Annotated in this window: 21 protein-coding genes and 1 riboswitch; of the genes, 4 read left to right on the forward strand and 17 right to left on the reverse strand. The window is 69.0% G+C overall.

What is annotated here, in order from left to right; all coding sequences use genetic code 11:
* Positions 1 to 3: 3 nt before the first annotated feature.
* Positions 4 to 1,509, forward strand: a complete 1,506-nt coding sequence (locus DSHI_RS05105; protein WP_012177669.1) for a proton-conducting transporter transmembrane domain-containing protein — start codon at positions 4 to 6, stop codon at positions 1,507 to 1,509.
* Positions 1,510 to 1,538: 29 nt separating this feature from the next.
* Entirely contained in the window at positions 1,539 to 3,914 is a 2,376-nt protein-coding gene (locus DSHI_RS05110; protein WP_012177670.1) for a YbcC family protein, read from the forward strand.
* A 30-nt stretch (positions 3,915 to 3,944) separates the two neighbouring features.
* Here DSHI_RS05110 and ade read toward each other — a convergent pair whose 3' ends face one another.
* From ade to DSHI_RS05145, 7 genes are all read right to left on the reverse strand, one after another.
* Positions 3,945 to 5,639 carry an adenine deaminase gene (ade, locus tag DSHI_RS05115; protein ID WP_012177671.1) on the reverse strand — a complete coding sequence of 565 codons (1,695 nt, stop codon included), beginning with the start codon at positions 5,637 to 5,639 and terminating at the stop codon, positions 3,945 to 3,947.
* 52 nt (positions 5,640 to 5,691) lie between these two features.
* Positions 5,692 to 6,573: a bile acid:sodium symporter family protein gene (locus DSHI_RS05120; protein ID WP_012177672.1), complete on the reverse strand. Its 882-nt coding sequence runs from the start codon at positions 6,571 to 6,573 to the stop codon at positions 5,692 to 5,694.
* A gap of 3 nt (positions 6,574 to 6,576) precedes the next feature.
* Entirely contained in the window at positions 6,577 to 8,298 is a 1,722-nt protein-coding gene (locus DSHI_RS05125; protein ID WP_012177673.1) for a long-chain-fatty-acid--CoA ligase, read from the reverse strand.
* A gap of 91 nt (positions 8,299 to 8,389) precedes the next feature.
* The gene (locus DSHI_RS05130; protein ID WP_012177674.1) at positions 8,390 to 9,340 is read right to left on the reverse strand and encodes a hydroxyacid dehydrogenase; all 951 of its coding nucleotides are present in this window, start codon (positions 9,338 to 9,340) and stop codon (positions 8,390 to 8,392) included.
* A gap of 132 nt (positions 9,341 to 9,472) precedes the next feature.
* Positions 9,473 to 10,615 (reverse strand): trans-sulfuration enzyme family protein, encoded by a 1,143-nt coding sequence (locus DSHI_RS05135; RefSeq protein ID WP_012177675.1) that lies wholly within the window; start codon positions 10,613 to 10,615, stop codon positions 9,473 to 9,475.
* Between the two features lie 14 nt (positions 10,616 to 10,629).
* Positions 10,630 to 11,643, reverse strand: coding sequence for a phosphotransferase family protein (locus DSHI_RS05140; RefSeq protein WP_012177676.1), 1,014 nt, complete (start codon positions 11,641 to 11,643; stop codon positions 10,630 to 10,632).
* Positions 11,640 to 12,857 (reverse strand): acyl-CoA dehydrogenase family protein, encoded by a 1,218-nt coding sequence (locus DSHI_RS05145; protein WP_012177677.1) that lies wholly within the window; start codon positions 12,855 to 12,857, stop codon positions 11,640 to 11,642. Before DSHI_RS05145 ends, DSHI_RS05140 begins: the two co-directional genes overlap by 4 nt.
* A gap of 96 nt (positions 12,858 to 12,953) precedes the next feature.
* On the opposite strand from DSHI_RS05145, the gene DSHI_RS05150 reads away from it, so the two are divergent.
* Entirely contained in the window at positions 12,954 to 13,910 is a 957-nt protein-coding gene (locus DSHI_RS05150; RefSeq protein WP_012177678.1) for a YihY/virulence factor BrkB family protein, read from the forward strand.
* On the opposite strand, the gene DSHI_RS05155 is transcribed toward DSHI_RS05150, so the two are convergent.
* The 5 genes from DSHI_RS05155 to fabA form a co-directional block, all read right to left on the reverse strand.
* Positions 13,907 to 15,130, reverse strand: a complete 1,224-nt coding sequence (locus tag DSHI_RS05155; RefSeq protein ID WP_012177679.1) for a TCR/Tet family MFS transporter — start codon at positions 15,128 to 15,130, stop codon at positions 13,907 to 13,909. The two genes, DSHI_RS05150 and DSHI_RS05155, sit on opposite strands and share 4 nt — an antisense overlap.
* 276 nt (positions 15,131 to 15,406) lie before the next feature.
* Complete coding sequence (gene pcaD, locus DSHI_RS05160; protein ID WP_012177680.1) at positions 15,407 to 16,213, reverse strand: 3-oxoadipate enol-lactonase; 807 nt, start codon at positions 16,211 to 16,213, stop codon at positions 15,407 to 15,409.
* Positions 16,214 to 16,224: 11 nt separating this feature from the next.
* Positions 16,225 to 17,013, reverse strand: coding sequence for an enoyl-ACP reductase FabI (locus DSHI_RS05165; RefSeq protein ID WP_012177681.1), 789 nt, complete (start codon positions 17,011 to 17,013; stop codon positions 16,225 to 16,227).
* Positions 17,014 to 17,037: 24 nt separating this feature from the next.
* A complete protein-coding gene (gene fabB, locus DSHI_RS05170; protein ID WP_012177682.1) occupies positions 17,038 to 18,267 on the reverse strand; it encodes a beta-ketoacyl-ACP synthase I in 1,230 nt (409 codons plus the stop codon).
* A 22-nt stretch (positions 18,268 to 18,289) separates the two neighbouring features.
* On the reverse strand, positions 18,290 to 18,799 hold the full coding sequence (gene fabA, locus DSHI_RS05175; RefSeq protein WP_012177683.1) for a bifunctional 3-hydroxydecanoyl-ACP dehydratase/trans-2-decenoyl-ACP isomerase: 510 nt from the start codon (positions 18,797 to 18,799) through the stop codon (positions 18,290 to 18,292).
* 182 nt (positions 18,800 to 18,981) lie between these two features.
* Here fabA and irrA point away from each other — a divergent pair, with 182 nt between their 5' ends.
* A complete protein-coding gene (gene irrA, locus DSHI_RS05180) occupies positions 18,982 to 19,398 on the forward strand; it encodes an iron response transcriptional regulator IrrA (protein ID WP_012177684.1) in 417 nt (138 codons plus the stop codon).
* A gap of 258 nt (positions 19,399 to 19,656) precedes the next feature.
* On the opposite strand, the gene metK is transcribed toward irrA, so the two are convergent.
* The 5 genes from metK to DSHI_RS05205 form a co-directional block, all read right to left on the reverse strand.
* Positions 19,657 to 20,841: a methionine adenosyltransferase gene (gene metK / locus DSHI_RS05185; RefSeq protein WP_012177685.1), complete on the reverse strand. Its 1,185-nt coding sequence runs from the start codon at positions 20,839 to 20,841 to the stop codon at positions 19,657 to 19,659.
* 5 nt (positions 20,842 to 20,846) lie between these two features.
* Positions 20,847 to 20,895: riboswitch (SAM-SAH riboswitch) on the reverse strand.
* 33 nt (positions 20,896 to 20,928) lie between these two features.
* Positions 20,929 to 22,422: an apolipoprotein N-acyltransferase gene (gene lnt, locus DSHI_RS05190; protein ID WP_012177686.1), complete on the reverse strand. Its 1,494-nt coding sequence runs from the start codon at positions 22,420 to 22,422 to the stop codon at positions 20,929 to 20,931.
* A gap of 2 nt (positions 22,423 to 22,424) precedes the next feature.
* Positions 22,425 to 23,333 carry a hemolysin family protein gene (locus DSHI_RS05195; protein WP_012177687.1) on the reverse strand — a complete coding sequence of 303 codons (909 nt, stop codon included), beginning with the start codon at positions 23,331 to 23,333 and terminating at the stop codon, positions 22,425 to 22,427.
* Between the two features lie 41 nt (positions 23,334 to 23,374).
* Positions 23,375 to 23,920, reverse strand: a complete 546-nt coding sequence (ybeY, locus tag DSHI_RS05200) for an rRNA maturation RNase YbeY (RefSeq protein WP_012177688.1) — start codon at positions 23,918 to 23,920, stop codon at positions 23,375 to 23,377.
* A complete protein-coding gene (locus DSHI_RS05205; RefSeq protein ID WP_012177689.1) occupies positions 23,898 to 24,911 on the reverse strand; it encodes a PhoH family protein in 1,014 nt (337 codons plus the stop codon). The genes ybeY and DSHI_RS05205 overlap by 23 nt, the downstream gene beginning before the upstream one ends.
* Positions 24,912 to 25,093: the final 182 nt, after the last annotated feature.

The raw sequence follows: 25,093 nt of genomic DNA on the forward strand, positions 1-25,093 counted from the left end.
CCAATGGTCCTGTCCCTGATCCCCTTCCTCATCCCGATATTGCTGGCCGCCGCCGGTGCCGTGGCCTTCCTGCGCCCCGAACAGGCCCTGCGCGCGGCCCCCGTGGCCGGGCTCGCCGCCTTTGCATTGGCCGCGCTGGCCGCGCTCGGCTTTGCCGTCGCAGGCGCGCCGGCGGGGGGCGCGCGGCTCGATCTCGTCAGCGCGGTGATGCTGCCGCTGGTGGCCGGGATCGGCTGGGTCGTGCTGCGGTTTTCGGTCACCGCCCTGCGGGACGAGGCCGAAGGGCCCGCCTTTCTCGGCTGGATCGGGCTGGCCCTGGCGGCCGTCCTGACCCTCGTGCTCGCCCCGACGCTCTGGATGCTCTGGGGCGCCTGGGTGGCGCTGTCGCTCTGTGTCTACAAGCTCTTCCTGACCTATCCCGGTCGGCCGATGGCGCGGGCCGCGGCGCGGAAATACCTGCTCAGCGCGGGCCTCGTGACCGTGCTACTCGGCTTGGCCAGCTTCGGGCTGGGCACCGGCTACGGCACCACGTCCATCGTCGCGATCCAGGCCGCGGCCGAGACGGGCATCGCCCCAGCGGGCCTGGGTTGGAGCGCGGTCGCACTGATCCTCGCCGCCGTGGTCGCCAGCGCGCTCTTCCCGCTCAGCGGCTGGCTGACCGAAGCGATGGAGGCGCCCACACCCTTCTCCGCCCTGCTGCATGCGGGCATCGTGAACGCAGGTGGCGTGCTCTGCCTGATCTTCGCCGATGTGCTGCTGCTGGTGCCCGGCGCATTGGCGCTCCTGGCGATGATCGGCGGGGCCTCTGCCCTGATCGGGGCGCTGGTGATGCTGACGCAACCGGCGATCAAGACCGGGCTGGCCTGGTCGACGGTCTCGCAGATGGGCTTTTTGATGCTGCAGATCGGCCTTGCGCTCTTCCCGCTGGCGCTGTTGCACATCCTGGCCCACGCGCTCTACAAGGCCCACGCGCTGCTGAGTGCGGGCACGGCGGTCGACACCGTAACCACCGCGCGCTCCGCCGGTCCCGTGGCCGTGCCCGAGGTCAAGGCCGTCGCCCTGGCCTTCAGCCTGGCGCTGGGCATCTACGTGTTCGGTGTCTTCGCCCTCGGCGCGGCCGACAAGGCGCCCCAGGCGCTGGCCCTCGGGGCGATGCTGATCCTGGGGATCGCCTACCTGATCGCGCAGGGCCTGGCCGGGGCCGCACCCTGGGCGCTGACCGGGCGGCTCGCCGCGGCTTCGGCCCTGGCCACGGTCGCCTATCTCGCCTTCCAGGCGGGGGCGGAAACGCTGGCCGTCGGGCACCTGCCCCTGCCGCCGGTGCCCGGCGCATTGGACTGGGCGGTGATCGTGCTGGCGGTGACGAGCTTCAGCCTCGTGGCCGCAGCGCAGACCCTGCTGCCGAACTGGTCCCATCACCCCAAGGCGCGCGCCCTCCGCGTGCACCTGAACCAGGGCCTCTACGTCAACGCATTGCTGGATCGGGCGCTCGCGCCCAAGCCCGCCTGATCCCTGAAATTCTGCCAAAGGTTGAGACCATGACCCATACAGCAACCCTGATTTCCGTCGACACCCTGACCGCCGCCCAGGCGGGTGCGGTCCAGGCAATCCCCCCGGCCTTCCCGCTTTCGGCCACCGTGGCGGTCAACCCGTTCCTCGGGCAGGCGGGCCACTCCCTGCCGGACACCGCAGCAGTCCTGGGCAAGACCGCCGGCTGCGCCACCACCGCCCCGCGGAGCTGGTTCGCCGCCGAGATCGCGGCGGGCCGGATCACCAAACCGGCCGTGGCCGAAGCGCTCGCCGCCGCGGGGCTCGACTGGCCCGTGGACAAGGTGATCTCGGCGGCCAGCCGCCAGCGCCCGGCGCCGCAGGCCCTGCCCACGGTCGCCGATCTCGCCGGTGCCTCCGAGGCCCCCGGCTGGCCCGCCCAGGCAGAGGCACGGATCGCGGCCTGGGTGGCCGGGCATTTCGATCAGGGCCAGGCGCTCTGGGCCGCTGGTGCGCCCTCCGGCACCTATGCCGACTGGCTGGCCTTCGCCACCACCGACATGACCCCCGATCTCGCCGGGCTTCCGGGCTTCCGGGCCTGGCTCAAGGCCCTGCCGTCCGACCCGACCGAGGCGCTTTTGGCCGCGGTCAACACGCTGGGGCTGACCGAGGCGGCGCTGCCGCTCTACTTCCACCGGCTTGCCATGTCGCTGGGCGGCTGGGCGCAGGCCGCGCGCTACCGGCTCTGGCAGGCGGAGCTGGCGGGCCAGACCGACACCACGCTGGCCGAGCTGATCGTAATCCGCGCGGTCTGGGATGCCGGCACGCTGGCCACAAGGCCCGCCCTGGCCGCACAGTGGGACACCGCGCGCGCCGCCTTCGCCGCCCCGGTCACGCCCAGCGAGGATGACCTGATCGACGCCGTCCTGCAGGACGCGGCGGAGCGGAGCACCCAGGCCGATCTCGCCCAGGCCTTCGCCCCCGTGGCCAAGGCCGAGGCCCGGCCCGCGCTGCAGGCGGCCTTCTGCATCGACGTGCGCTCCGAGGTGATCCGCCGGGCGCTGGAGACCTGCGATCCGGGCATCGAAACCCTCGGCTTTGCGGGCTTCTTTGGCCTCACTGCCGCCCACACCCCCACCGGGTCCTGCAATTCCGAGGCGCGGCTGCCGGTCCTTCTGACCGCCGGGGTGACGAGCAAGGCGAGCGGCGACCACGACGCCGCCCGGATCACCACCCGCGTCACCCGCGCCTGGGGCCGGTTCCGGCAGGCGGCGGTGTCCTCCTTCGCCTTCGTCGAGGCGGCGGGCCCGTTCTATGCGGGCAAGCTGGTGCGCGACACGCTGGGCCTGGGCAAGGCCGACGCGATCCCGGGCAAGCCGGTCTTCGACCCGCCCCTGCCGGAGGAGGCGCAGATCGACGCGGCGGCCACGATCCTGAACGCCATGTCGCTGAAATCCAACTTCGCGCCGCTGGTGGTGATCGCGGGCCATGGCAGCCATGTGAACAACAACGCCCATGCCAGCGCGCTGCAATGCGGGGCCTGTGGCGGCTATGGCGGCGACGTCAACGCCCGGCTTCTGGCCGACCTGCTGAACCAGCCCCATGTGCGGGCCGGTCTGGCCGCCAGGGGCATCGCGGTGCCCGAGGACACGATCTTCGTCGCGGCCCTGCACGACACCGCGCAGGACGCGATCACGCTCTATGCCGATGACCTGTCCGAGGCCCACCGGGCCGCGGCCACCGCGTCGCTGGCGCAGGCCCGGCAGTGGTGCGCCGAGGCCGGGCGGCTCGCCCGGTCCGAGCGGCAGCCGAGCCTGCCGGGCGCGACCGAACGCGACGGCATCGCCGCCCGCGCCCAGAGCTGGGCCGAAACCCGGCCCGAATGGGGGCTGGCGGGCTGCAAGGCCTTCGTCGTCGCCCCGCGCACCCAGACCGCGCCCGCGCAGCTTGACGGGCGGGTCTTCCTGCACAGCTACGACTGGGCGCAGGACGAGGGCTTCGGGGTGCTGGAGCTGATCCTGACCGCGCCTGTGGTGGTCGCGAGCTGGATCAGCCTCCAGTATTACGGCTCCGTGGTGGCGCCCGAGGTGTTCGGCGGCGGCTCCAAGCAGGTCCATAACGTGACCGGCGGGATGGGCGTACTCGACGGCGGCACCGGGGCGCTGCGGATCGGCCTGCCGATCCAGTCGGTCCATGACGGCGGCAGCTTCGTGCATGACCCGCTGCGCCTGACCATCGTGGTCAATGCCCCGCAGGAGGCGATCACCGACATCCTCGCGCGCCATGACGGGGTGCGGGCGCTGTTCGACAACGGCTGGCTGAAGCTTCTGCGGCTCGAAGCGGATGGCACCATCTCGGAGCGCTATACCGGCGACCTGACATGGGAGGCCTTCGCGCCGGGCACCGAGGCTGCCCAGGCCGCCTGACCGATCGGGGGCCGCCGCGCGCGGCCCCCGTCACCCGATGATCTCGAACCTGTTCACATCGACCAGCCCGCGGTCGGTGATCTTGAGCGCGGGAATGACCGGCAGGGCGAGGAAGGCCAGCTGCAGGAACGGCTCCTCCAGCGTGACGCCAAGCGCCCGGGCCGCCGCCCGCAGCGCCTCCAGCCGGTCGCGCACGTCCTCGAACGGCTCCAGGCTCATCAGCCCGGCCACGGGCAGGGCCAGCTCCGCGCGCACCGCGCCGCCTTCGGCGACCACGAAGCCGCCCTCGATCTCTGACAATCGGTTCGCGGCCAGGGCCAGGTCGTCGTAATCCACGCCGACACAGGCGATATTGTGGTGGTCGTGACAGACCGTCGAGGCAATCGCGCCGCGTTCCAGCCCGAAGCCCTGCACGAACCCCGTGGCGATGTTGCCGTTGATCCCGTGCCGCTCGATCACCGCGATCCGCACCAGGTCGCGGGCGACATCCGGGCGCTTGTCGCCGTCGACGATGGGGATATCCGCGTGCAGATGCTCGGTCAGGATCTTGCCTTCGAGGATGCCGATCACGTCCGTGTCTTCGCGGTTCCCGGCGCAGCGGAATGCCTCCGGCTCGACGCGCGGCGCCTGAACCGAATTCCGGCCCACGGGCGGGATCGTGTCGCGCGCCGCGAAAGCCGCCTCGTTCACCCGGACCCCGCCGCAGAACACCGCCTCGGCGCGGCACTCCTCCAGCGACCGCAGCGCCACGATATCCGCGCGTAGCCCCGGCGCGATCAGCCCGCGATCCTTCAGCTCGAAGGCTTCGGCCGCCGAGAGCGACGCCGCCCGGTACACCGCAAGCGGCGGTGCCCCCCGGGCGATCAGGGTGCGGATCATGTAATCCAGATGCCCGTGCTCCGCGATATCCAGCGGGTTCCGGTCGTCCGTGCACAAGCACATATAGGGTGCCGTCCGCTCGGTCAGCAGCGGCGCGAGCGCCTCCAGATCCTTGCTGACGGAGCCTTCGCGGATCAGCACGCGCATCCCCTTTTGCAGCTTCTCGCGCGCCTCGGCGGCGCTCGTCGCCTCATGCTCGGTGCGGATGCCCGCGGCGACATAGGCGTTCAGGTCCCGGCCCGACAGCAGCGGACAATGCCCGTCGATATGCCCGCCTGCAAAGGCGCGCAGCTTCGCCATCGCGCCGGGGTCGCGGTGGATCACGCCGGGATAGTTCATGAACTCCGCCAGCCCGATGCCCGACGGGTGGCCGCGCAGGGGGATCAGGTCCTCGGCCTCGATCCGCGCGCCGGCGGTCTCCATGTCGGTAGAGGGCACGCAAGAGCTTAGCTGCACCTTGATGTCCATCACCGTGCGCGTGCTCGCCTCCTGGAAATACCGGATGCCGTCGGGGCCGATCACATTGGCGATCTCGTGCGGGTCGCAGATCGCCGTGGTCACCCCGCGCGGGGCCACGCAGCGGTCGAACTCGAAGGGCGTGACCAGAGAGCTCTCGATATGCAGATGGGTGTCGATGAACCCGGGCACGAGGATCGTTCCCGACAGGTCCACCACCTCCGCCCCGTCGTAATCCTCCCCGGTCCCGACGATGATCCCGTCGCAGATCGCTACGTCCCCGTCGATCATCTCGCCCGTGACCAGGTCCAGCACCCGCGCCCCGCGCAGCACCAGGTCCGCGGGCGCATCCCCGCGCCCCTGGGCAATCCGTGTCTCCAAATCCGCCATCCGCGCCTCCTTGCCTGCCCTCAGCAGACACCGGCGCGGGGCAGGGTGCAAGTCACAGCAGGCTGTCGGGCAGCTTCTGCTCGGCGGCGGTGTTGGCGCGCCGGAACACCAGCGTCACCAGCGTCGCCACGATCACGATGAACAGCGAATAGAGCACCGGCACCGCCATGATCGACTGCGCCTCCGCCCCGTCGAAGGTGAACACGATGATCGCGATGGCCAGCGGCCCGTTCTGGATGCCCGTCTCCAGCCCCACGGTGCGCGCATTGCGCGGATGCAGCCGGAGCGCGCGCGCAAAGCCGTAGCCGATGGCGATCCCGAACACCCCCAGCCCGATCGCCGCGATGTAGGTGGCGGAGGTCGTCTCCATCAGGAACTGCCAGTTGCGCGGGATCCAGCTGACCACCAGGAACACGATGAAGAACAGCGCCAGCGCCGAGCCCATGAACTCGGTCACTGCCCCCACATTGGCGTTCAGCTTGCGCAGCACCATCCCGATCGCCACCGGCACCAGCAGCAGCACGAGCGTGGCGATGATGTTCTCCCGCGGGATGTCGAGGTTCAGCGCCGAGGCATAAAGCACCAGCACGATGGGGATCATGATCACCCCCATCACCGTGGAGGTCACCGTCATCAGCACCGACAGGGCCAGGTTCCCCTTGGAAAAATACGTGAAGATGTTCGACGTGGTCCCGCCCGGCATGCAGGCCATGATCAGGATACCCACGGCAATCGCCTCTGGCACCGTCAGGAACGTGGCCAGCAAAAAGCCGATGAACGGCATGAACCCGTATTGCGAGATCACCCCGATGGCGAGCCCGTAGGGCCGCCGCAGGGCGAGGTAGAAGTCGCGCGGGGTCAGGGACGCACCCATCCCCAGCATGATCACGAAGATCATCAGCGCCAGGATCGTCTGTTCGAGGGCTCCGACCATGGCTCAGGCCCCTCCCGTGCGGGCAAGTTCCTCGGCGCGCAGATCCTTTCGCAGGATCTTGCCCACGTTGGACTTCGGCAGCTCGTCGCGGAATTCGACCCGTTTCGGCACCTTGTAGGCTGTCAGGTGCTCCTTGCAATGGGCGCGGATATCCGCCTCGCTCAGCCCGCTATCACCCTTGACCACGAACGCCTTGACCGCTTCGCCAGTGGCCCCGTCCGGCACCCCGATCACCGCCGCCTCGATGATGCCGGGATGGGAGGCAAGGCAATCCTCCACCTCGTTGGGATAGACGTTGAAGCCCGAGACCACGACCATGTCCTTCTTGCGATCGACGATGTGGAAATAGCCATCCGCATCCATCACCCCGATATCGCCCGTGAGGAACCAGCCGTTCTGCAGGACATTTGCGGTCTCCTCGGGCTTGTTCCAGTAGCCCTTCATCACCTGCGGCCCCTTGGCCGCGATCTCCCCGCGATCGCCGATGGCGACCTGCTTGCCGTCGTCATCCAGACATGCCAGCCGGGTCGCGGGCAGGGGAATGCCGATGGATCCGCTCCGGGTCTTGCCCAAAGGCTCCAGGCTCAGGATCGGCGAGGTTTCGGTCAACCCGTAACCCTGCAGCACATCCGTCCCGGTGATCTCGCGCCAGCGCTCCGCGACCGAGGATTGCAGCGCCATGCCGCCCGCGGCCGCGAATTTCAGGTGCCTCGGCGGGGTGTCGGTGAACCAGATCTCGTTGGTCAGCCCGTTGAACAACGTATTCACCCCGCTCATCCAGGTGATCCTGTAGTTCTCGAAGGCGCGCTTGAGGTTCGCCAGCGGCCGTGGCGACGGGATCAGGATATTGCGCGCCCCCATCCAGTAGAACCCCAGCATGTTGAGGGAAAACGCGAAGATATGATAAAGCGGCAGCGCCGTCAGAACGACCTCGCGGCCCCGCTCCAGCCCCTCGATCAGCTCCATGGTCTGTTCCATGTTCACGATCAGGTTGGCATGGGTCAGCATCGCGCCCTTGGCCACGCCCGTGGTCCCGCCCGTATACTGCAGAACCGCGACATCGTCCGGGGCGACGGCCTGGTGATAGCCCTCCACCTCGATCCGCTCGTCCGCCTGGTGACGGCGCCCAGCCTCCAGCGCGTCGGGCAGCCGGATATGGGGCACCTCGATCTCCGCGACCGAGCGGTCCCAGTATTTCTGGACCAGCCCGACGATGCCCCGGGGCAGGGCGGGCAGAAATTCCGCGATCCGTGTGACCACGATGTTCGGGATCGGGTGGCCGCGCGTCGCCTCGGGGATCTTGTCGGCGAACATGTCCACGATGACCAGCGCATGGGGTTCGGCATCGAGGAACTGCTTGCCCATCTCCTCGGCGGTATAGAGCGGGTTGACATTGACCAGCACGCAGCCCGCCTTGAACACCCCGAAGGCCGCGACGGGAAAGCTCAGGCAGTTGGGCATCTGCAACGCCACCCGGTCGCCGGGGTTCAGGCCCGCGACCTCGCGCAGGTACACCGCGAAAGCATCCGACATCTCGTCCACCTGGGCAAAGCTCAGGGTGCCGTTCATCCCGTTGGGCAGGCAAGTGGTGAAGGCCGGCGCGGTGCCATAGGTCGCGGCCACCGCCCCGATCATGTCACCCAGGGTGCGATAGGCGGGCGTGTCTATATCGGGCCGGACGTCCGGGCCATAGAAGGCCATCCAGGGCCGCGTTGGATCTTCCATCAATTCGCTCCCGCTGGGCTGGAGGTAAGGTAGTCCGCCCCCCGGTCGCGGTCGACCGGGATGCGGTGGGGCTGGGCAGGGGGGCTCCGGGTCAGGAGACGGCCTTCTCGGGGGCCAGCAGGGCCGCCCGCACATTGTCGACGGTCAGCGCGCTGACCCGCCTGTCGGCTTCCACGGTCACACCCGCCACATGGGGTGTCAGGATCAGGTTGGGCACGCCTCGGAACCGCGCGGCGTCCTGCGTGCCCAGGGGCTCCGGCTCGAAAACATCCAGGGCCGCGCCGCCCAGATGCCCCCGGCGCAAGGCGTCGCACACGGCCCGGGCATCGACGATCTCGCCATGCGCGGTGTTGATCAGGATCGCCCCGGGTTTCATCGCCGTCAGGGCAGTGGCGTCGATCCTGCCGCGGGTCTCCGGCGTCAGAGGCAGGTGCAGGCTCAGCACATCCGCCCGCGCCAGAAGCTCCGCATCCGAGACCCGCGTCACCTCGGTCCAGAGCGGATGCCCGGGACCCAGATGCGGATCATGGCCGAGAATGGTCATGCTGAGCGGCTTGGCCAGGCGCGCCACCGCCTGGGCCACGGCGCCGCAGCCATAAAGGCCCAGCTTGCGCCCGGCGATCTCGCCGCCCTCGCCGAGCGGGCCGCGGGGCCAGGCGCCCTCTTGCATCTCGGGCGTGGACATGAACGCGCGGCGGGTCAGCATCAGTGCGGCGGTGATCACGTATTCCGCCACCGACCGGGTATTGGCCCCCGTGGCCGGATGCACCGATATGCCCCGCGCGGCGCAGGCCGCCATGTCGATATTGTCCAGCCCCGTCCCCAGCAGCCCGATCACCCGCAGCCGCGATGCCGCGTCTAGGAAGGGCCGGTCCACCTGCGTGCGGTTACGCACGATCACCCCGTCCGCTCGCGCCACGGCGACGAGGCAGGCCGCGCGATCCTCCACCAGTTCCGGCGCATAGATCACGTCGACCTCCGGCCCGAACCGCGACAGGGCGCGCGTGTCGATGGTTTCCGTGATCACCACCTGGTGCGGCATCCTGGATGTCTCCTCCCGAAGGGAGGCGCGGCGCAGCGCCCCGCGGGGTGCCACGCCGTTCCTCCTCCCGCCCCGAGAAAAGCATCTTTGCCGCCAAGGCGCTAGCCCTAACTGCGCGGAGTCGTCGCAGCGTCAGCCAAGCGCCCGGTCGAGATCGGCCCAAAGGTCGCCCGCATCCTCGATCCCCACCGACAGCCGGACCAGGGTTTCGGGAATGCCGCTGTCGGGCTCGATGGTGGCGCGGTGCTCCACCAGGCTCTCGACCCCGCCCAGCGATGTGGCCCGCTGGAACAGCTCCAGCCGCCCGACCACCTCCAGCGCGGTCTGCCGGTCGCCATGGACGAGAAAGGACATCAGCCCGCCGAACCCGCCCGTCATCTGCGCCACCGCGATATCGTGGCCCGCATGGCCCGGCAGGCCCGGGTAGAACACATCCGCCACCCGCGTATCGGTGCTGAGCCGCTGCGCCAGCTCCAGCGCGGTGGCGCTCATCCGCGCCACCCGCAGAGGCAGAGTCCGCATCCCCCGCAGCAACAGCCATGCCTCGAACGGGCCCAGCACCGCGCCCGCGTCATGCCGGTCCGTGGCGATCCGCGCCCAGGTCTCGTGGCCGGCATCCGCGGTGACCAGCGCACCGGCCAGCACATCCGAATGCCCGTTCAGCCCCTTGGTGGCCGAATGCATCACCAGGTCCGCGCCCAGGCCCAGGGGCCGCGTCAGCACCGGTGTCGCCGCGGTGCTGTCCACCACCAGCAGCGCGCCCGCCCCATGGGCCGCCGCGGCGGCGGCGCGGATATCGACCGTTTTCAGCCAGGGGTTCGACGGCGTCTCGACAAAGACCAGCGCCGTCGGCGCGGCGCAGGCCGACCCCAGCGCGTGGGCGTCGGCCGCGTCCACCTCCACCAGGGTCACACCGCGCCGGGCGCAGAAATCGCGCACCCATTTCGTCGTGCCCCAGTAGATGCCCGATTGCAGCACCACGCGCGCCCCGGCGGGCAGGGTGCGGAACACCGCCGCCGTCGCCGCCATGCCCGACGGGAAGGCCAGCGCCCCCGCGCCCCCCTCCAACGCCGCAAGCAGGGTCTCGACCGCGCGCAGCGCCTCGCTGTCATCGCGGCTGTAGATGTTGTCGGGGTTCAGGGGCGCGTAATCCGGCCCGCGCCGAAAGGTCGTGGCCGGCTGGATCGGCGGCACGACGCCGCCCGAAGCGGTGTCCACGGCCCCGCCGCCATGGGCGGCCAGGGTGTCCGGGTGCAGGCGGGAAAGATTGCGCATGGGCGGCTCCTCGGTCAGAAGTCCAGCCTCGATACCGCAAGCCCCCGGCGCGCGAAAGCCTCCGCCAGCGGAGCGAGCCGCGCGGCATCGGCCCCCGCCGCACTCCCCGCCGCGGCCCGGTCGGCGATGCCCACGAAGATCACCGCAAAGCGGAACATCGCAAAGGCCACGTGGAACGGGCGCAAAACCGCGTCCCCCTGCGCCGCGGCGCGGTAGGCGGCGACGAACGCGTCCATCTCCGGCAGCCCCTCGGCCGCAAGGTCCAGCCCCAGAAGCCCGCCATATTCCTCCGGCGCCGAATGCCAGGCCATGCAGGCAAACCCCAGATCGGCGAGCGGATGGCCCAGGGTCGACAGCTCCCAGTCCAGCACGGCGATCACCCGCGGTTCGGTCGGATGCAGCATCATGTTGCCCATCCGGAAATCCCCATGGGCAATCGCCACCGCCCCGTCATCCTCGGGCATATGCGCGGCGAGCCAGTCGCGCAGGGCGTCGAGGTCGGGCACCTGCGCGGGCGAGGCGTCGTATTGCGCCGACCAGCGCGCCATCTGCCGGGCGAAGTAATCCCCGGGCCGCCCGTAATCCCCCAGGCCCACCGCCTCCGGGTTCACCGCATGCAGCCGCGCCAGCGTCTCCGCCATGGACAGCAGCGCCGCCCCGCGATCCGCGCGCGCCAACTCCGGCAGGGCGTAGCTCGGGCAGACCCGCCCCTCCAGCCGCGCCATCACGTAGAACGGCGTGCCCAGAACCGCCGCATCCGGCTCGAAGGCCAGCGCCTCGGGCACCGGCACCGGCGTGTCCCAAAGCGCGCGCAACACCCGGAATTCCCGGTCCACCGCATGGGCGCCTTTCAACAGCGGCCCGGGCGGTTGCTTGCGCAGCACCAGCCGCCGGTCGCCATGGGTGACGTAGAAGGTCGGGTTCGACTGCCCGCCGCCGATCCGGGCAACCTCCGGCGCGGCATCCGCCACCCCGAACCGTGCGTCGCACCAGCGCCGCAGGGCCTCGCGGTCGATCTCCGGGCTCATTCCGCCACGCGGTCCGCCACGGGCCAGCGCCAGAAATCGCGCCCCTCGTCCACCAGCACCCGGTTCAGCACCATCCGGTGCACCTCGTCCGCCCCGTCCACCAGCCGCGCCTGCCTTGCATAGCGGTAAATCCACTCCAACACCGTGTCCCTGGAATAGCCCCGCGCCCCGTTGATCTGGATCGCCACGTCCGCCGCGCGGTGCAGCAGGTTGGCCACGTGGATCTTGGCCATGGACACCTCCTTGCGCGCGAAGCCGCCCTGGTCGATCTCCCACGCGGCCTTCATGGTCAGAAGCCGTCCGACCTCGATATCCATGGCCAGCCCGCCCAGCATCAGCTGGATACTCTCGCGATCGGCCAGCCGCACCCCGAACCCCTCGCGCGTCGCCGCATACTCGGTCGCGATCTCGACGCAGCGCTTGGCCAGCCCCAGCCAGCGCATGCAATGGGTCAGCCGCGCGGGGCCGAGCCGGGTCTGCGTGACCTTCATCCCGCGCCCCTCTTCCATCAGAACGTTCTCGGCCGATATCTCCAGCCCGTCGAAGATCAGCTCGCAATGGCCGCCATGCTCCTCGGGGCCCATGATCGGGATCCGCCGGTCGATCCGCCAGCCGGGCTGGTCCGCGTCGAACAGAAACGCCGTGTGGCCGCGTTTGGGGTCGTCCGATGTCCGCGCCAGCAGGATGAAATGCTGCGCCTCCGCCGCCCCGGTGATGTACCACTTGTGCCCGTGGACCACGTACCCGTCGCCGCGTTTTTCGGCGCGGGTCCGCATCATGCCCGGATCGGACCCGCCGCCCGGATGGGGCTCGGTCATCGCAAAGGCCGAGCGCACGCGCCCGTCGATGATCGGTTGCAGCCAGCGGTCCTGCTGCGCGGGCGTGCCAAGCTGGGCCAGCACCGCCATGTTGCCATCATCCGGGGCCGCGCAGTTGAAGCATACCGGGCCAAAGATCGAGCGGTTCGCCTCCTCGTAGAACACCGCGCGGGCGACCGTGCTCAGCCCCATGCCGCCCCGCGCGCGGGGCGATTGCGGCGCCCAGAGCCCTGCGGCCTTCGCCTTGGCGCGCACGGTCTCCAGCACCGGCAAGGCGATGTTGTCATGGGCGTCGAAATTGGCGCGATCCGCCTCCAGCGGCAGGATCTCGCCCGCCACGAAATCCGCCACGCGCGCGCGCAGCGCCTCCACCTCGACCGGCAGCTCGAAATCCATGCGGTCCTCCCCTGACGGAACCAATTCCCTGCCGCGACGGTTTACCGTTTGTGCAAGAGTTGCAACCCCTTGACCTGACCCCGGACGTGATCCCCAATGCCCAAAGCCGACACAGACCCGGAGAACCCCGTGCCCGAGATGTTCCGACATGACCGCCGCCAGTGGATGAAAGCGCTGCAATCGGTGGGCGGCAAGATGGATGGCTGGAATATCGGTCTGATCTCGGCGGGCGTGGCATTCTACGGATTGCTCGCGATCTTTCCCGCCCTGGCCGCGGTGATCGCGATCTGGGGGCTGGTGGCCGATCCGATGGTGGTCGATCAGCAGATGGCGCTGGTGGGCGAGTTGATGCCCCAAGAGGCCTACCGCCTGATCGACGCCCAGATCGACGCGCTGACCCAAACCACCTCCAGCACCTTGGGCTGGGCAACGCTCCTGTCGATCCTCGCGGCGCTCTGGTCCACGCGGGCGGGGGTGAGCGCGCTGATGCGCGGGCTCAACGCGATCTACGGCACACCCAACCGCAAGAGCTGGCGGCACTACCTCGCGGCGCTGTCGCTTACGGCGGTTCTGGTGCTGGTGGCCCTGGTGGCGCTGACGGCGGTGGTGATCACGCCCATCGTTCTGGCCTTCCTGCCGCTGGGCTCCTGGACGGAACTGGCCCTGCGCGGCACCCGCTGGGTGGTGGCGATCGGGGTGCTTCTGGCGGGTCTGAGCATCGTTTATCGCTACGGGCCGAACCGGACCTGCGTGAAGATGCAGTGGCTCACCCCCGGCTCGATCGCGGTGGTGGTGCTCTGGGCCGCGGCGTCTCTGGGGTTCAGCTACTACCTGTCGAATTTCGGCAATTATAACGAGGTCTACGGCTCCATCGGGGCGGTGATCGCCCTGCTGATGTGGCTTTATATCAGTGCGTTCCTGCTCCTGCTGGGTGCGGGCCTGAATGTGGAGCTGGAGCGTCGCGCGGGCCTCGGCCCCGATGCTGCGACTCGGGCAGAGCCGCCCGCGGCCCCGCCGACCGCCGGGGTGATCGCCGATAGCGGGTCGGTCTAGGCCGTCACGGGCGTGGCCCGGCGCGGCAGGAAGATTGCCAGGCACAGGGCCATGATGCACATCGACAGGAAAAACGGCGCGCCGGGCATGTCGATGCCGCGCGCGGGGTCGGTCGAGAAGAAGAAGATCTGCGTCATCACCAGCGGCGACAGGATCGCCGCGACCGAGCGGAAGGACGACACCAGCCCCTGCAACTCGCCTTGCTGATCGGCGCCCGCGATCTTGGACATGCAGCCCTGCAGCGCCGGGGTGACCACCGCGCCAAGGGCGATCATCGGCGTCAGGATCAGCGCGAGGGTCGGCGAGGTGACGAGGCCGAGGGCGATGAAGGCGAAGAAGTTGAACACGAAACCGTAGAGGATCGCGTTGGTCTCGCCCAGCCGCGGGATCACCACGCGGATCAGCACGCCCTGGACGAAGGCGATGGCGATCCCGAACAGCCCCAGCGACAGCCCGACCATCCCCGGCTCCCATCCGAACTGGGCGCGGGTGAAATAGGCCCAGATCGCCGGGTAGACGAAGAAGGCGAATTCATAGAGAAAAAACAAGGCCAGATAACGCTTTAGCCCCGGCAGCGCGCCGATGTGGCGAAAGGCGCCGAGGGGGTTGGCGCGGCGCCAGTCGAAGGGGCGGCGGATCTTGTCGGTGACGGTTTCGGGCAGCACGTACCAGCCCAGGATCAGGTTGAAGCTGGCCAGCACCGCGGCGGCATAGAACGGCGCGCGGGTGCCGAACTCCCCCAGAACCCCGCCGATCAGGGGGCCGACCACGAAGCCGATCCCGAAGGACGCGCCCACCAGCCCGAAATTCTTGGACTTGTCCTCGGGGCGCGAGATGTCGGCGATAAAGGCCGTCGCGGTCGATTGCGTGGCCGCGGCGATCCCGCCCACGATGCGCGCCGCCAGCAGCAGCCAGATCGACCCGGCAAACGCCATCACCACGTAGTCCGCGGCCATAACCGCCAAGGAAACCAACAGGATAGGGCGTCTTCCGAAACGATCCGAAAGGCTGCCGATGGTGGGACCGCAGAGGAATTGCATCACCGCGTAAGACGTGGCCAGCACCCCGCCCCAGAGGGCCGCCTGGCCGAGCGTGCCGCCCTCCAGCTCCCCGATCAGGTCGGGCAGAACCGGCAGGATCAGCCCGATGCCCATGGCGTCGATGATCAACGTGATCAGGATGAACACGAAGGGCAGGCGGTTGGATTTCGGGGTCGACATGGGCGCTCCGGGGGCAATGGCAGCGAGGGTAGCGCAGGCGCAATCTGTAAGCAAGAGTTTACAGTTTCGCGCAGAGTGTCATTTAATTCTGACAGATTTGCGGGCCCGACGGGCGTCGGATCGGCGTCGGACCCCTGTCGGACAGGTGTCGGGCAAGTGTCGGGCACCTCCGCGCGGTGGGTTTGGATTTGGGTAAGGTTTCGGGCGGCGGCGGGATGGGCCCGGGTGCCGGGGTGAACCCCGGCCTACGGGCGGGCCGGAGATGTAGGCCGGGGTTTACCCCGGCGTCGCGGCCCCCAGATGGCCGGTTTCGCGCAGGAAATCGGTTAGCGCCTCGGCATAGGCCTCGGGCTGTTCCACATGGGGCAGGTGGCCCGCCCGGCGCAGCAGCACGAAGCGCGAGCCGGGGATCAGGTTCACCGTTTCGCGCACGAGATCCGGCGGGGTCGAGCCGTCTTCGGACCCGGCGATGCCCAGGGTCGGCAGGCGCAGCCCGCTGGTCGGCGTGTAGAAGTCCGTCCCCGAGATCGCCGCGGAGCAACCGATATACCCCTCGTCCGGGGTGGCCAGCACCATGTCGCGCCAAAAGGGCAGGCGCGGGTCGGTGAGGAAGGCGCGGGAGAACCAGCGTTCGAGAATCGCGTCCGTGAGCGCCGCGACCCCGCCCGCGCGGACCCCGTCGATGCGATCCTGCCAGAGCTTGGGCGAGCCGATCCTGGCGGCGGTGTTCGACAGCACCATGGCGCGCACCAGGTCCAGCCGCTTGACCGCCAGCCCCTGGGCGACCATCCCGCCGATCGAGAGGCCGACAAAGACGCAATCCCTGATCCCCAGATGATCGAGCAGCCCCTCGGCATCCGAGACCAGCGCACCCATGGTGTAGGGGGCGGGGGGCACGTCGGATTGTCCGTGCCCGCGCATGTCGTAGCGGACAATCCGCAAGCCCGGGGGCAGCAGGGGCAGGATCGGCTCCCACAGGCGCAGGTCGGTGCCGAGCGAGTTGGCGAAGACCACCACTGGCCCGTCGCGCGGGCCTTCGTCGCGGTAATGCAGGCGCACGCCGTCGCGGGTGAACTCAGGCATCGCCGCCCCGCTCAGATGTTCTCGGCTTGCGGCATGCCCAGGACGTGATAGCCGCCGTCGACGCGCACGATTTCCCCGGTGGTGCAGGCGCCCGCATCGGAGATCAGCCAGACCGCGGTGCCGCCCACGGCCTCCAGCGTGGCATTGGCGCGCAGGGGCGCGTTCTGCTCGGTCTGCCGGTAGGTCTTGCGCGCGCCGCCGATGGCCGCGCCCGCCAGCGTCTTCATCGGGCCGGGCGAGATCGCGTTGACGCGGATCCCGTCCGGGCCGAGATCGTTGGCGAGATAGCGCACCGCCGATTCCAGCGCCGCCTTGGCCACGCCCATCACATTGTAGAACGGCGTCACCCGGTTGGAGCCCTGGTAGGTCATGGTCAGGATCGTGCCGCCCGCGGGCATCATCGCATGCGCCCGGCGGGTCACCTCGATCAGCGAGTAGCAGGAGATGTCGAGCGAGGTCTTGAAGTTCTCGCGCGAGGTATTGAGGAACCGGCCGGTCAGTTCGGCCTTGTCGGAATAGGCGATGGCGTGGACGAGAAAATCGAGGCTGCCCCAGCGGTCCTTCAGGGTCTCGAAGGCCAGATCGAGGGAGGCATCGTCGGTCACGTCCACATCCACCAGGATGTCCGAGCCGACGCTTGTCGCCAGCGGGCGGACGCGTTTGCCGAAGCCTTCGCCCTGGTAGGTGAAGGCCAGTTCCGCCCCCGCCTCCGCCGCCGCCCGGGCGATGCCCCAGGCGATGGAGCGTTCGTTGGCGACGCCCATGATCAGGCCTTTTTTGCCCTGCAAGACACCGGTCATCGGAAATGTCCTTCTGTGGAAAAATCAGTCCAGGTAGCGCGACATCAGCAGCGTCGCATTGGTGCCGCCGAAGCCGAAGCTGTTGGAGAGCACGGAATCGAGTGTGACACCCTCGCGCAGTTCTGTCACGATTTCCTCAGGGTGGATCGCCGGGTCGAGCTCGGTGATGTTGGCCGAGGCCGCGATGAAGCCCTTGTTCATCATGATCAGCGAATAGATCGCCTCGTGCACGCCGGTCGCGCCCAGCGAGTGTCCGGTCAGGGACTTGGTGGAGGCGACGGGCGGGGTGGTGCCTTCGCCGAAGACGCGGCGCACGGCCTCGATCTCGGTCACGTCGCCCACGGGGGTCGAGGTGCCATGGGCGTTGATGTAGTCGACGCTGCGGCCTTCGGGCAGGGTGGCGATGGCCTGGCGCATCGACCGCTCGCCGCCTTCGCCCGAGGGCGCGACCATGTCGTAGCCGTCCGAGGTCGCGCCGTAGCCGGTGACCTCGGCGTAGATTTTCGCGCCGCGCGCCTTGGCGTGTTCGAGTTCCTCCAGCACCAGCACCCCGCCGCCGCCGGCGATCACGAAGCCGTCGCGGGTCGCATCGAAGGTGCGCGAGGCGGTGGTGGGGGTGTCGTTGTATTTCGAGCTCATCGCGCCCATGGCGTCGAAGAGGCACGACAGGGTCCAGTCGATCTCCTCGCCGCCGCCGGCGAACACGATGTCCTGCTTGCCCATCTGGATCAGTTCCACCCCGTTGCCGATGCAATGGGCGGAGGTGGAGCAGGCCGAGGTGATCGAGTAGTTCACGCCCTTAATCTTGAACGGTGTCGCGAGGCAGGCGGAGTTGGTGGACGACATGCAGCGCGTGACCATGAACGGCCCCATCCGCTTGGGCGCGCCCTTTTCCTTGACCGTCTTGAACGCCTGGAAGAAGTTCGAGGTGGACGGCCCGCCCGAGCCCATGATCAGCCCGGAGCGTTCGTTGGAGACATTGCTGTCCTCCAGCCCGCTATCGGCGATGGCCTGTTGCATGGCGATGAAGTTGAACGCGGCGCCGGGGCCCATGAAGCGCAGGTTGCGCTTGTCGATATGGTCTTCGAGCACGATGTCCGGCACGCCGTGGACCTGGCTGCGGAAGCCGTTCTCGGCATAGGTTTCGGCGAAGGTGATGCCCGAGCGGCCCGCGCGCAGGCTGGCCTCGACCTCGGACACGGTATTGCCGATCGGGGAGACGATGCCCATCCCGGTGATGACGACGCGACGCATGGGGTGTTCCTTCGTGTTGTGCTCAGTTTTCGGAAAGAGCGACTTTCATGTCCTTGACCTGGTAGATGACCTCGCCATCGGCCTCGACACGCCCGTCGGCCACGCCCATGGTCAGGCGCCGGGTCTGCACGGCCTTGGTGAAGTCCACGAAATAGCGCAGCATCTTGCGGTCGGGGCGGACCATGCCGGTCAGCTTGACCTCGCCCACGCCGAGCGCGTAGCCGCGCCCCTGCCAGCCGCGCCAGCCCAGGTTGAAGCCCGTCAGCTGCCACAGACCGTCGAGGCCGAGACAGCCGGGCATGATCGGGTTGCCGGGGAAGTGGCAGTCGAAGAACCACAGCTCCGGCGTGATGTCGAACTCGGCCACGATATGGCCCTTGCCATGGGCACCCGCGTCGCCGCTGACCTCGGTGATGCGGTCCATCATCAGCATGGGGGGCGCGGGCAGTTGGGCATTGCCCGGGCCGAACAGCTCTCCGCGTGCGCATTTCAGAAGGTCGTCCTTGTCGAACTGCGTCGGAAACTGTGCCATGGGGTCGTTTGTCCTCGGGTCGCGGATGGGTTCTGGCTCCCTTATCACCCCCGGTTTGCCGGAGACAAGAGGCAGGCCGGGGGCAGCGTGACAGCGTGTCCCGGAATTTGCGAAGGCTTTGCAATTGATATTTCGGCGGCAAACGGCATATATGGGGGAAGGAAACGGAGAGACGGCAACAGATGCGCGCGCAAGGTTTGGAACGAGGGACGGAGTGGCTGGCGACGGGCGGGGTGCGTCCGACGAAGCAACGCGTGACCCTGGCCGCGTTGCTGGTGGGCGACGGGCGGGACCGGCACGTCACCGCCGAGAGCCTCTACGCCGCCGCGCTGGCGGGGGGGGAGCGGGTGTCGCTGGCGACGGTCTACAACACGCTGCGGGCGTTCTGCGACGCCGGGCTGGTGCAGGAGATCACGGTCGACGGCTCCAAGAGCTATTTCGACACGCGGATCGACGACCACCCGCATTTCTACTGGGAAGAGGACAATACCCTCACCGACGCCCCGGCCGAGGAGCTGGAGATCTCGCGCCTGCCGGCGATCCCGGAGGGCACGGAGATCTCGAAGGTCGATGTGGTGATCCGGCTGCGCAAGGCCTGAGACCGGCGCGGATCCAACCTGTGCAAGACACCGAAACGGCGCCCGCGGGCGCCTTTTTCATGCGCGATCCGCGTCGGGGCCAAGGGCGCGCCCGCGACAGGGGCCGGCCCTGCGCGCGCTGTCGGAAATACCAGGGGACGGGCTGTGTGACCCGTCCCCGTTTCTTTTGCGCAAAATACTCCGGGGGAGGCCCGCAGGGCCGGGGGCAGCGCCCCCCAAGGCTTTTACTCAAAAGCCTTGCCCCGCGCGGAGGGGCGCTCAGACCGCGGCCTTGAGCGCCTCGGTCAGGTCGGTGCGTTCCCAGCTGAACCCGCCATCCGCTTCGGCGGCGCGGCCGAAATGGCCATAGGCCGCCGTGCGCTGGAAGATCGGCTTGTTCAGGCCCAGATGCTCCCGGATGCCGCGGGGCGACAGATCCATCAGCTGCCCCACGGCGGTCTCGATCCGGCTCTCGTGCACCTTGCCGGTCCCGTGGGTGTCGGCATAGATCGACAGCGGCTTGGCCACCCCGATTGCGTAGCTCAGCTGGATCGTGCAGCGATGCGCGAGCCCCGCGGCCACCACGTTCTTGGCCAGGTACCGCGCCGCATAGGCCGCGGAACGGTCCACCTTGGTCGGATCCTTGCCCGAGAACGCCCCGCCGCCATGCAGCGCCGCGCCGCCATAGGTGTCGACGATGATCTTGCGCCCGGTCAGGCCCGCATCCCCGTCCGGCCCGCCGATCACGAACTTGCCCGTGGGGTTCACCCACCATTCGGTCGCGTCGTCGATCCAGCCCTCGGGCAGCTCCTGGCGGATATAGGGTTCGACCACCGCGCGCACGTCAGCGGAGGTCATCGCCGGGTCCAGGTGCTGGGTCGACAGCACGATCGAGCTCACGCCCACCGGCTTGCCGCCTTCGTAGCGGACGGTCAGCTGCGACTTGGCATCGGGCCCCAGGGTCGGCTCGGCGCCGGATTTGCGCACCTCCGCCAGCCGCCGCAGGATCGCGTGGGCATAGCAGATCGGCGCGGGCATCAGCTCCGGCGTCTCGTCCACGGCGTAGCCGAACATGATGCCCTGGTCGCCCGCGCCTTCCTCCTTGGTGCCCGAGGCGTTCACGCCCTGGGCGATATGGGCGGATTGCTCGTGCAGCAGGTTGGTGATCTCCACGGTCTTCCAGTGGAATCTGTCCTGCTCGTAGCCGATGTCGCGGATGCAGTCGCGGGCGATCGTGTCGATCTTGCCCATGTAGTCCTTGAGCCGCTCCTGGTCGGACAGACCGACCTCGCCGCCGATGACGACGCGGTCCGTGGTGGCGAAGGTTTCGCAGGCGACGCGGGCCTCGGGCTCTTCGGCCAGGAAGGCATCGAGAATGGCATCCGAGATGCGGTCACACACCTTGTCGGGATGCCCCTCCGATACGGATTCGGAGGTGAACTGGTAATTTTGGCGGGCTGTCATGAGAGTGCTCCATTGAATAGCGACCGCTGCGCCAGGAAGCCGTTGCAGCGTCGGTGGCATGGGGCGTATCCCCCTGTGGCCATGGCGTCAATGGGCGCGGGCCCTGGACCGCGTCATTAGCCCCAGAAGTGATACAATCATCGCGATCAGCAGGGGCAGATCGCCCAGACGGGCATAAGGCGGGGTCGCCAGCGCCGGGGGCAGGGCCGCATCGAGGGTGCCCGCCACCCCCAGGGGCAGCGCGCCGGTCAGCGCGCCGGTGGGGTCGATCACCGTGCTGATGCCGGTATTGGCCGCGCGCACCAGGGGCATGCCGCGCTCGATCGCGCGGAACCGGGCCAGCACCAGGTGCTGTTGCGGGCCTGCGAACTGGCCGAACCAGGCGTCATTGGTGATCTGCAGCATCCAGTCGGCCTCGGCCAGCCGGGCGCGGCCGAAATTCGGAAAGATCGCCTCGTAGCAGATCAACGGCAGGGCGCGCCCGAGCGGGCCGAAATCCAGCACTTGCGGACCCGGCCCGGCCAGGAAGCCGCCGCCCTCGGCCACGGCCAGGCCGCGAATGCCCAGGCGCGCGGCGAGATCGCCGAAGGGGACGTATTCGCCGAAAGGGACCAGATGGGCCTTGTCGTAGATCTGCGCCGGTATGCCCGTGGCGTCCAGCACCGCCAGCGCGTTGGTCGCCCCCGCCGGGGTGCCGCGCACGGCACCCAGCACCACCGGCGCGTCGCCCGCGGTCTCGGCGATCTGCGACAGGAGCGGGCCCGCGTTTTCCAGCCGGTAGGCGATCGCGGTTTCGGGCCAGATCACGAGGGCGGGCGGGGCCCCGGGCGCGGGCCGCGCGGTCAGGTCCAGCAGCCGGGCATAGAAGATCGGGATCATCCCGGGATCCCATTTCAGGTGTTGCGCCGCGTTGGGCTGGACCAGCCGCAGCACCGGCGCGTCGGGCGGGATCGCGGGCGGGTCGGGGCGCAGCATCCCCAGCCCGGTCAGCAGCGCCAGCCCCGCCGCCCCGGTGGCCAGCCCCCGTCCGAGCGGTTGGGCGCGCGCCAGCACGAGGATGCAGAGCGTCGCCAGCCCCAGCCCGTGCAGGCCCCAGAAGGCCGCGGTCTGGGCCGCGTGCGTGTCGATCCAGATCGTGCCGATCAGCGCCCAGGGAAAGCCGGTAAAGACATAGCTGCGCAGCATCTCCGCCGACATCAGCGCCAGGGCGAAGCCCAGCCCGCGGGGCAGGCCGGGCCGCAGGCCGCCCGCAAGCGCCCCGGCGGCGGCCCAGAAGAGCGCGAGCCCCCCAGCCATCAGCACCAGCGCGAAGGGCGCCATCCAGCCGTGGCGCGCCACGTCCACCAGGAACGGCTCCACGATCCAGTGCAGGGTCAGGGCGAAATAGGCCGCGCCCGCGCGCCAGGCGGTCCAGGCCCCGGCGCGCCAGCCGGAGGATCGGTCGAGCCGCGCCAGCAGCCCCGCCAGCCCCAGCAGCGCCAGCGGCCAGAGCCCGAGGGGCGCCTGCCCGAGACCGATGGCCAGCCCGCAGAGAACATCCGCGAGGCGAGGCCATCGCGCGAGGACCGGGCTGCGTGCCAAGGTTACTCCGCCGCGGGGGCCAGGGGCGCGGGGGGCGGGCTCTTGCGGACGCGGACGCGCTTGATCCGGCGCGGATCGGCGTCGACCACTTCGAACTCGACCCCGGTCTCGTGGGGGATGACCTCCCCGCGCACTGGGACCCGGCCGGTCAGCTTGAAGACCAGGCCGCCGAGGGTGTCGATCTCCTCGTCGTCGCCGGGGGAGATCAGCGAGACGCTGAGCTCGCGCTCCAGCTCGTCCAGGGGCGCCTTGGCCTGCACCAGGTAGACGCCCGGTTTCTCCCGCGACCAGAGCCGGTCCTCGGGTTCGTCATGCTCGTCCTCGATCTCGCCGATGACCTGTTCGATCAGGTCCTCGATGGTCACCAGCCCGTCGGTGCCGCCGTATTCGTCGATCACCAGCGCCATGTGCATGCGGTCCTTCTGCATCTTTTGCAGCAGCACGCCGATGGGCATGGACGGGGGCGCGTAGAGCACCGGGCGCAAATTACCCTTGAGGCTGAATTTCGGGGTCGCGCCGTTGAAGCCGTATTGCAGGGCGAGATCCTTCAGGTGGACCATGCCCAGGGGCGTATCCAGCGTGTTGCGATAGACCGGCAGGCGGGTCATGCCGCTGTCGCGGAAAACCTGGACCAGCTCGGGCAGGGTGATGTCCGAGGGCACCGCCACGATGTCGGCGCGGGGAATCGCCACGTCGACCACGCGCATCCGGCGCAGATTGCCGATGCCGAAGGCGTTGCTGCTGGGCGTGGCGCCCGGGTGCATGCCATGCTCGTCGGAGCCGTGCTCAGCTGTTTTCGGGGGTTTCAGGGCCTCCAGAACGCGTCGGAACACGTTCGGTCTGGCTGGGTGATCCGTGTCTGTTTGCGCGCGTTGCGCCGCGGGAGACGATCCGTCAGAGGTGTCGGCCATTGATCCTTTCCAAAGTGACGCCGAAGCGATTGTGCCGGGAACTATACCATAGGCGTTTCATAAGGGTTAGCCATGTTGAGGGTTTGAAGAATTTTCACCTCCAGCCCTTCCATGCGCGCGGCATCGGCGTCGGTTTCGTGGTCGAACCCCAGCAAATGCAGGGTCCCGTGCACGATCAGGTGGGTGACGTGATCGGCCAGCGGCTTGCCCGCCTCGGCGGCCTCCCGCGCGCAGGTGCCATGGGCCAGCGCCAGATCGCCCAGCTCGGCGGCCATGGGATCGCCCGGGTCGGGCAGGTGTGGGGCACCGCCGGGCGTGTCGGGCGCGCGGTCCTCGGCAGGCCAGCTGAGCACGTTGGTGGGCGTGGGCTTGCCGCGGAACTCGCCGTTCAGGGTGGCGATGCGGGCGTCGTCGCAGGCCAGGATCGACACCTCGAACGCGGCGGGCGGCAGGTCGAGCGCCACCAGCGTGGCATCCACGGCGCGGCCCGCGAGCGCCTCCAGGTCCAGCGCGTCCCAGGCCGCATCCTCGGTCGCGATCTCGACCGTGGCGCGGGCCGGGTCGTCAGGTCGGATCGTCGGCGTCATAGGCTTCGATGATCCGGGCCACCAGCGGATGGCGCACCACGTCCTTGGCGGTGAAATAGGTGAAGCTCACGCCCTTGACGTCGCGCAGGATGCGTTCGGCATCGCGCAGACCGCTGGTCACGCCGCGGGGCAGGTCCACCTGGGACCGGTCGCCGGTGATCACCATGCGCGAGCCCTGGCCGAGCCGGGTGAGGAACATCTTCATCTGCATGGTGGTGGCGTTCTGGGCCTCGTCCAGCACCACGAAGGCATTCGACAGGGTCCGGCCGCGCATGAAGGCCAGCGGCGCGATCTCGATCCGCTTTTCCTCGATCAGCTTGGCGACCTGCTTGCCCGGCAGGAAATCGTTGAGCGCATCGTAGAGCGGCTGCATGTAGGGGTCGACCTTGTCCTTCATGTCGCCGGGCAGAAAGCCGAGCCGTTCGCCCGCCTCCACCGCGGGGCGGCTGAGGATGATCTTGTCCACATGGCCGCCGAGAAACATGGTCACGCCCACGGCCACGGCGAGATAGGTCTTGCCGGTGCCCGCCGGGCCGATCCCGAAGGCCAGCTCGTTGGCAAAGAGGCTCTGGACATAGGCCTTCTGCATCTCGGTGCGCGGCTCGACCGATTTCTTGCGGGTCTTGAGCTCTACCGTGCCGCCCTTGAACAGCTCCATCTGGTCGCCGGCCTCGGGGGTGGCGTCATCCTCGGGCACGCCGAGCCGGATCAGCCCGTCGATATCGCCGGGCTCGGAGGATTTGCCCGATTCCACCCGCTGGTACAGCGCATGAAGCACGCCCTCGGCCTGCACCTGGGCGTCGGCATCGCCGAACACCGCAAGCTGGTTGCCGCGGCGCAGGATCTGCACGCCAAGCTGGTGTTCGATCTGGGCGAGGTTGCGGTCGTATTCGCCGCACAGGTCGATCAGGACACGGTTGTCGGGAAATTCTATCAGACGCTCCGGGGTGGGCGGCTGGGTGGCAGGCGGGGTCGTCGCGCTCAGGGCCAAATGGAACTCCGTTCAGGGGGGCCTTCGTGCAACGTGCCAAGCCCGGCGCGGGCTGGCAAGCGCCCATTGTCCGTTTCGCGGGCCTGCCGGGGAAAAAGCGCAGAAAAGCCGCGCGCCGGGGGGCGCACGCCCGTGCCGGGCGCATTTGCCCGCAGGCAGGCGACAAGTCGCTTGCGCTTTCG

Source organism: Dinoroseobacter shibae DFL 12 = DSM 16493 (genome assembly GCF_000018145.1).
Taxonomy (GTDB): Bacteria; Pseudomonadota; Alphaproteobacteria; order Rhodobacterales; family Rhodobacteraceae; genus Dinoroseobacter; species Dinoroseobacter shibae.

Coding starts and splice junctions, on each gene's coding strand:
- fabA (WP_012177683.1), bottom strand. CDS start 18,799: ATGGCACAGTTTCCGACGCAGTTCGACAAGGACGACCTTCTGAAATGC.
- pcaD (WP_012177680.1), bottom strand. CDS start 16,213: ATGCCTGAGTTCACCCGCGACGGCGTGCGCCTGCATTACCGCGACGAA.
- DSHI_RS05120 (WP_012177672.1), bottom strand. CDS start 6,573: ATGGTCGGAGCCCTCGAACAGACGATCCTGGCGCTGATGATCTTCGTG.
- DSHI_RS05125 (WP_012177673.1), bottom strand. CDS start 8,298: ATGGAAGATCCAACGCGGCCCTGGATGGCCTTCTATGGCCCGGACGTC.
- DSHI_RS05140 (WP_012177676.1), bottom strand. CDS start 11,643: ATGAGCCCGGAGATCGACCGCGAGGCCCTGCGGCGCTGGTGCGACGCA.
- metK (WP_012177685.1), bottom strand. CDS start 20,841: ATGACAGCCCGCCAAAATTACCAGTTCACCTCCGAATCCGTATCGGAG.
- fabB (WP_012177682.1), bottom strand. CDS start 18,267: ATGCGTCGCGTCGTCATCACCGGGATGGGCATCGTCTCCCCGATCGGC.
- DSHI_RS05155 (WP_012177679.1), bottom strand. CDS start 15,130: ATGTCGACCCCGAAATCCAACCGCCTGCCCTTCGTGTTCATCCTGATC.
- ybeY (WP_012177688.1), bottom strand. CDS start 23,920: ATGACGCCGACGATCCGACCTGACGACCCGGCCCGCGCCACGGTCGAG.
- DSHI_RS05165 (WP_012177681.1), bottom strand. CDS start 17,013: ATGACCGGTGTCTTGCAGGGCAAAAAAGGCCTGATCATGGGCGTCGCC.
- DSHI_RS05110 (WP_012177670.1), top strand. CDS start 1,539: ATGACCCATACAGCAACCCTGATTTCCGTCGACACCCTGACCGCCGCC.
- DSHI_RS05135 (WP_012177675.1), bottom strand. CDS start 10,615: ATGCGCAATCTTTCCCGCCTGCACCCGGACACCCTGGCCGCCCATGGC.
- DSHI_RS05195 (WP_012177687.1), bottom strand. CDS start 23,333: ATGGCCGACACCTCTGACGGATCGTCTCCCGCGGCGCAACGCGCGCAA.
- ade (WP_012177671.1), bottom strand. CDS start 5,639: ATGGCGGATTTGGAGACACGGATTGCCCAGGGGCGCGGGGATGCGCCC.
- DSHI_RS05130 (WP_012177674.1), bottom strand. CDS start 9,340: ATGCCGCACCAGGTGGTGATCACGGAAACCATCGACACGCGCGCCCTG.
- DSHI_RS05105 (WP_012177669.1), top strand. CDS start 4: ATGGTCCTGTCCCTGATCCCCTTCCTCATCCCGATATTGCTGGCCGCC.
- irrA (WP_012177684.1), top strand. CDS start 18,982: ATGCGCGCGCAAGGTTTGGAACGAGGGACGGAGTGGCTGGCGACGGGC.
- DSHI_RS05150 (WP_012177678.1), top strand. CDS start 12,954: ATGCCCAAAGCCGACACAGACCCGGAGAACCCCGTGCCCGAGATGTTC.
- DSHI_RS05145 (WP_012177677.1), bottom strand. CDS start 12,857: ATGGATTTCGAGCTGCCGGTCGAGGTGGAGGCGCTGCGCGCGCGCGTG.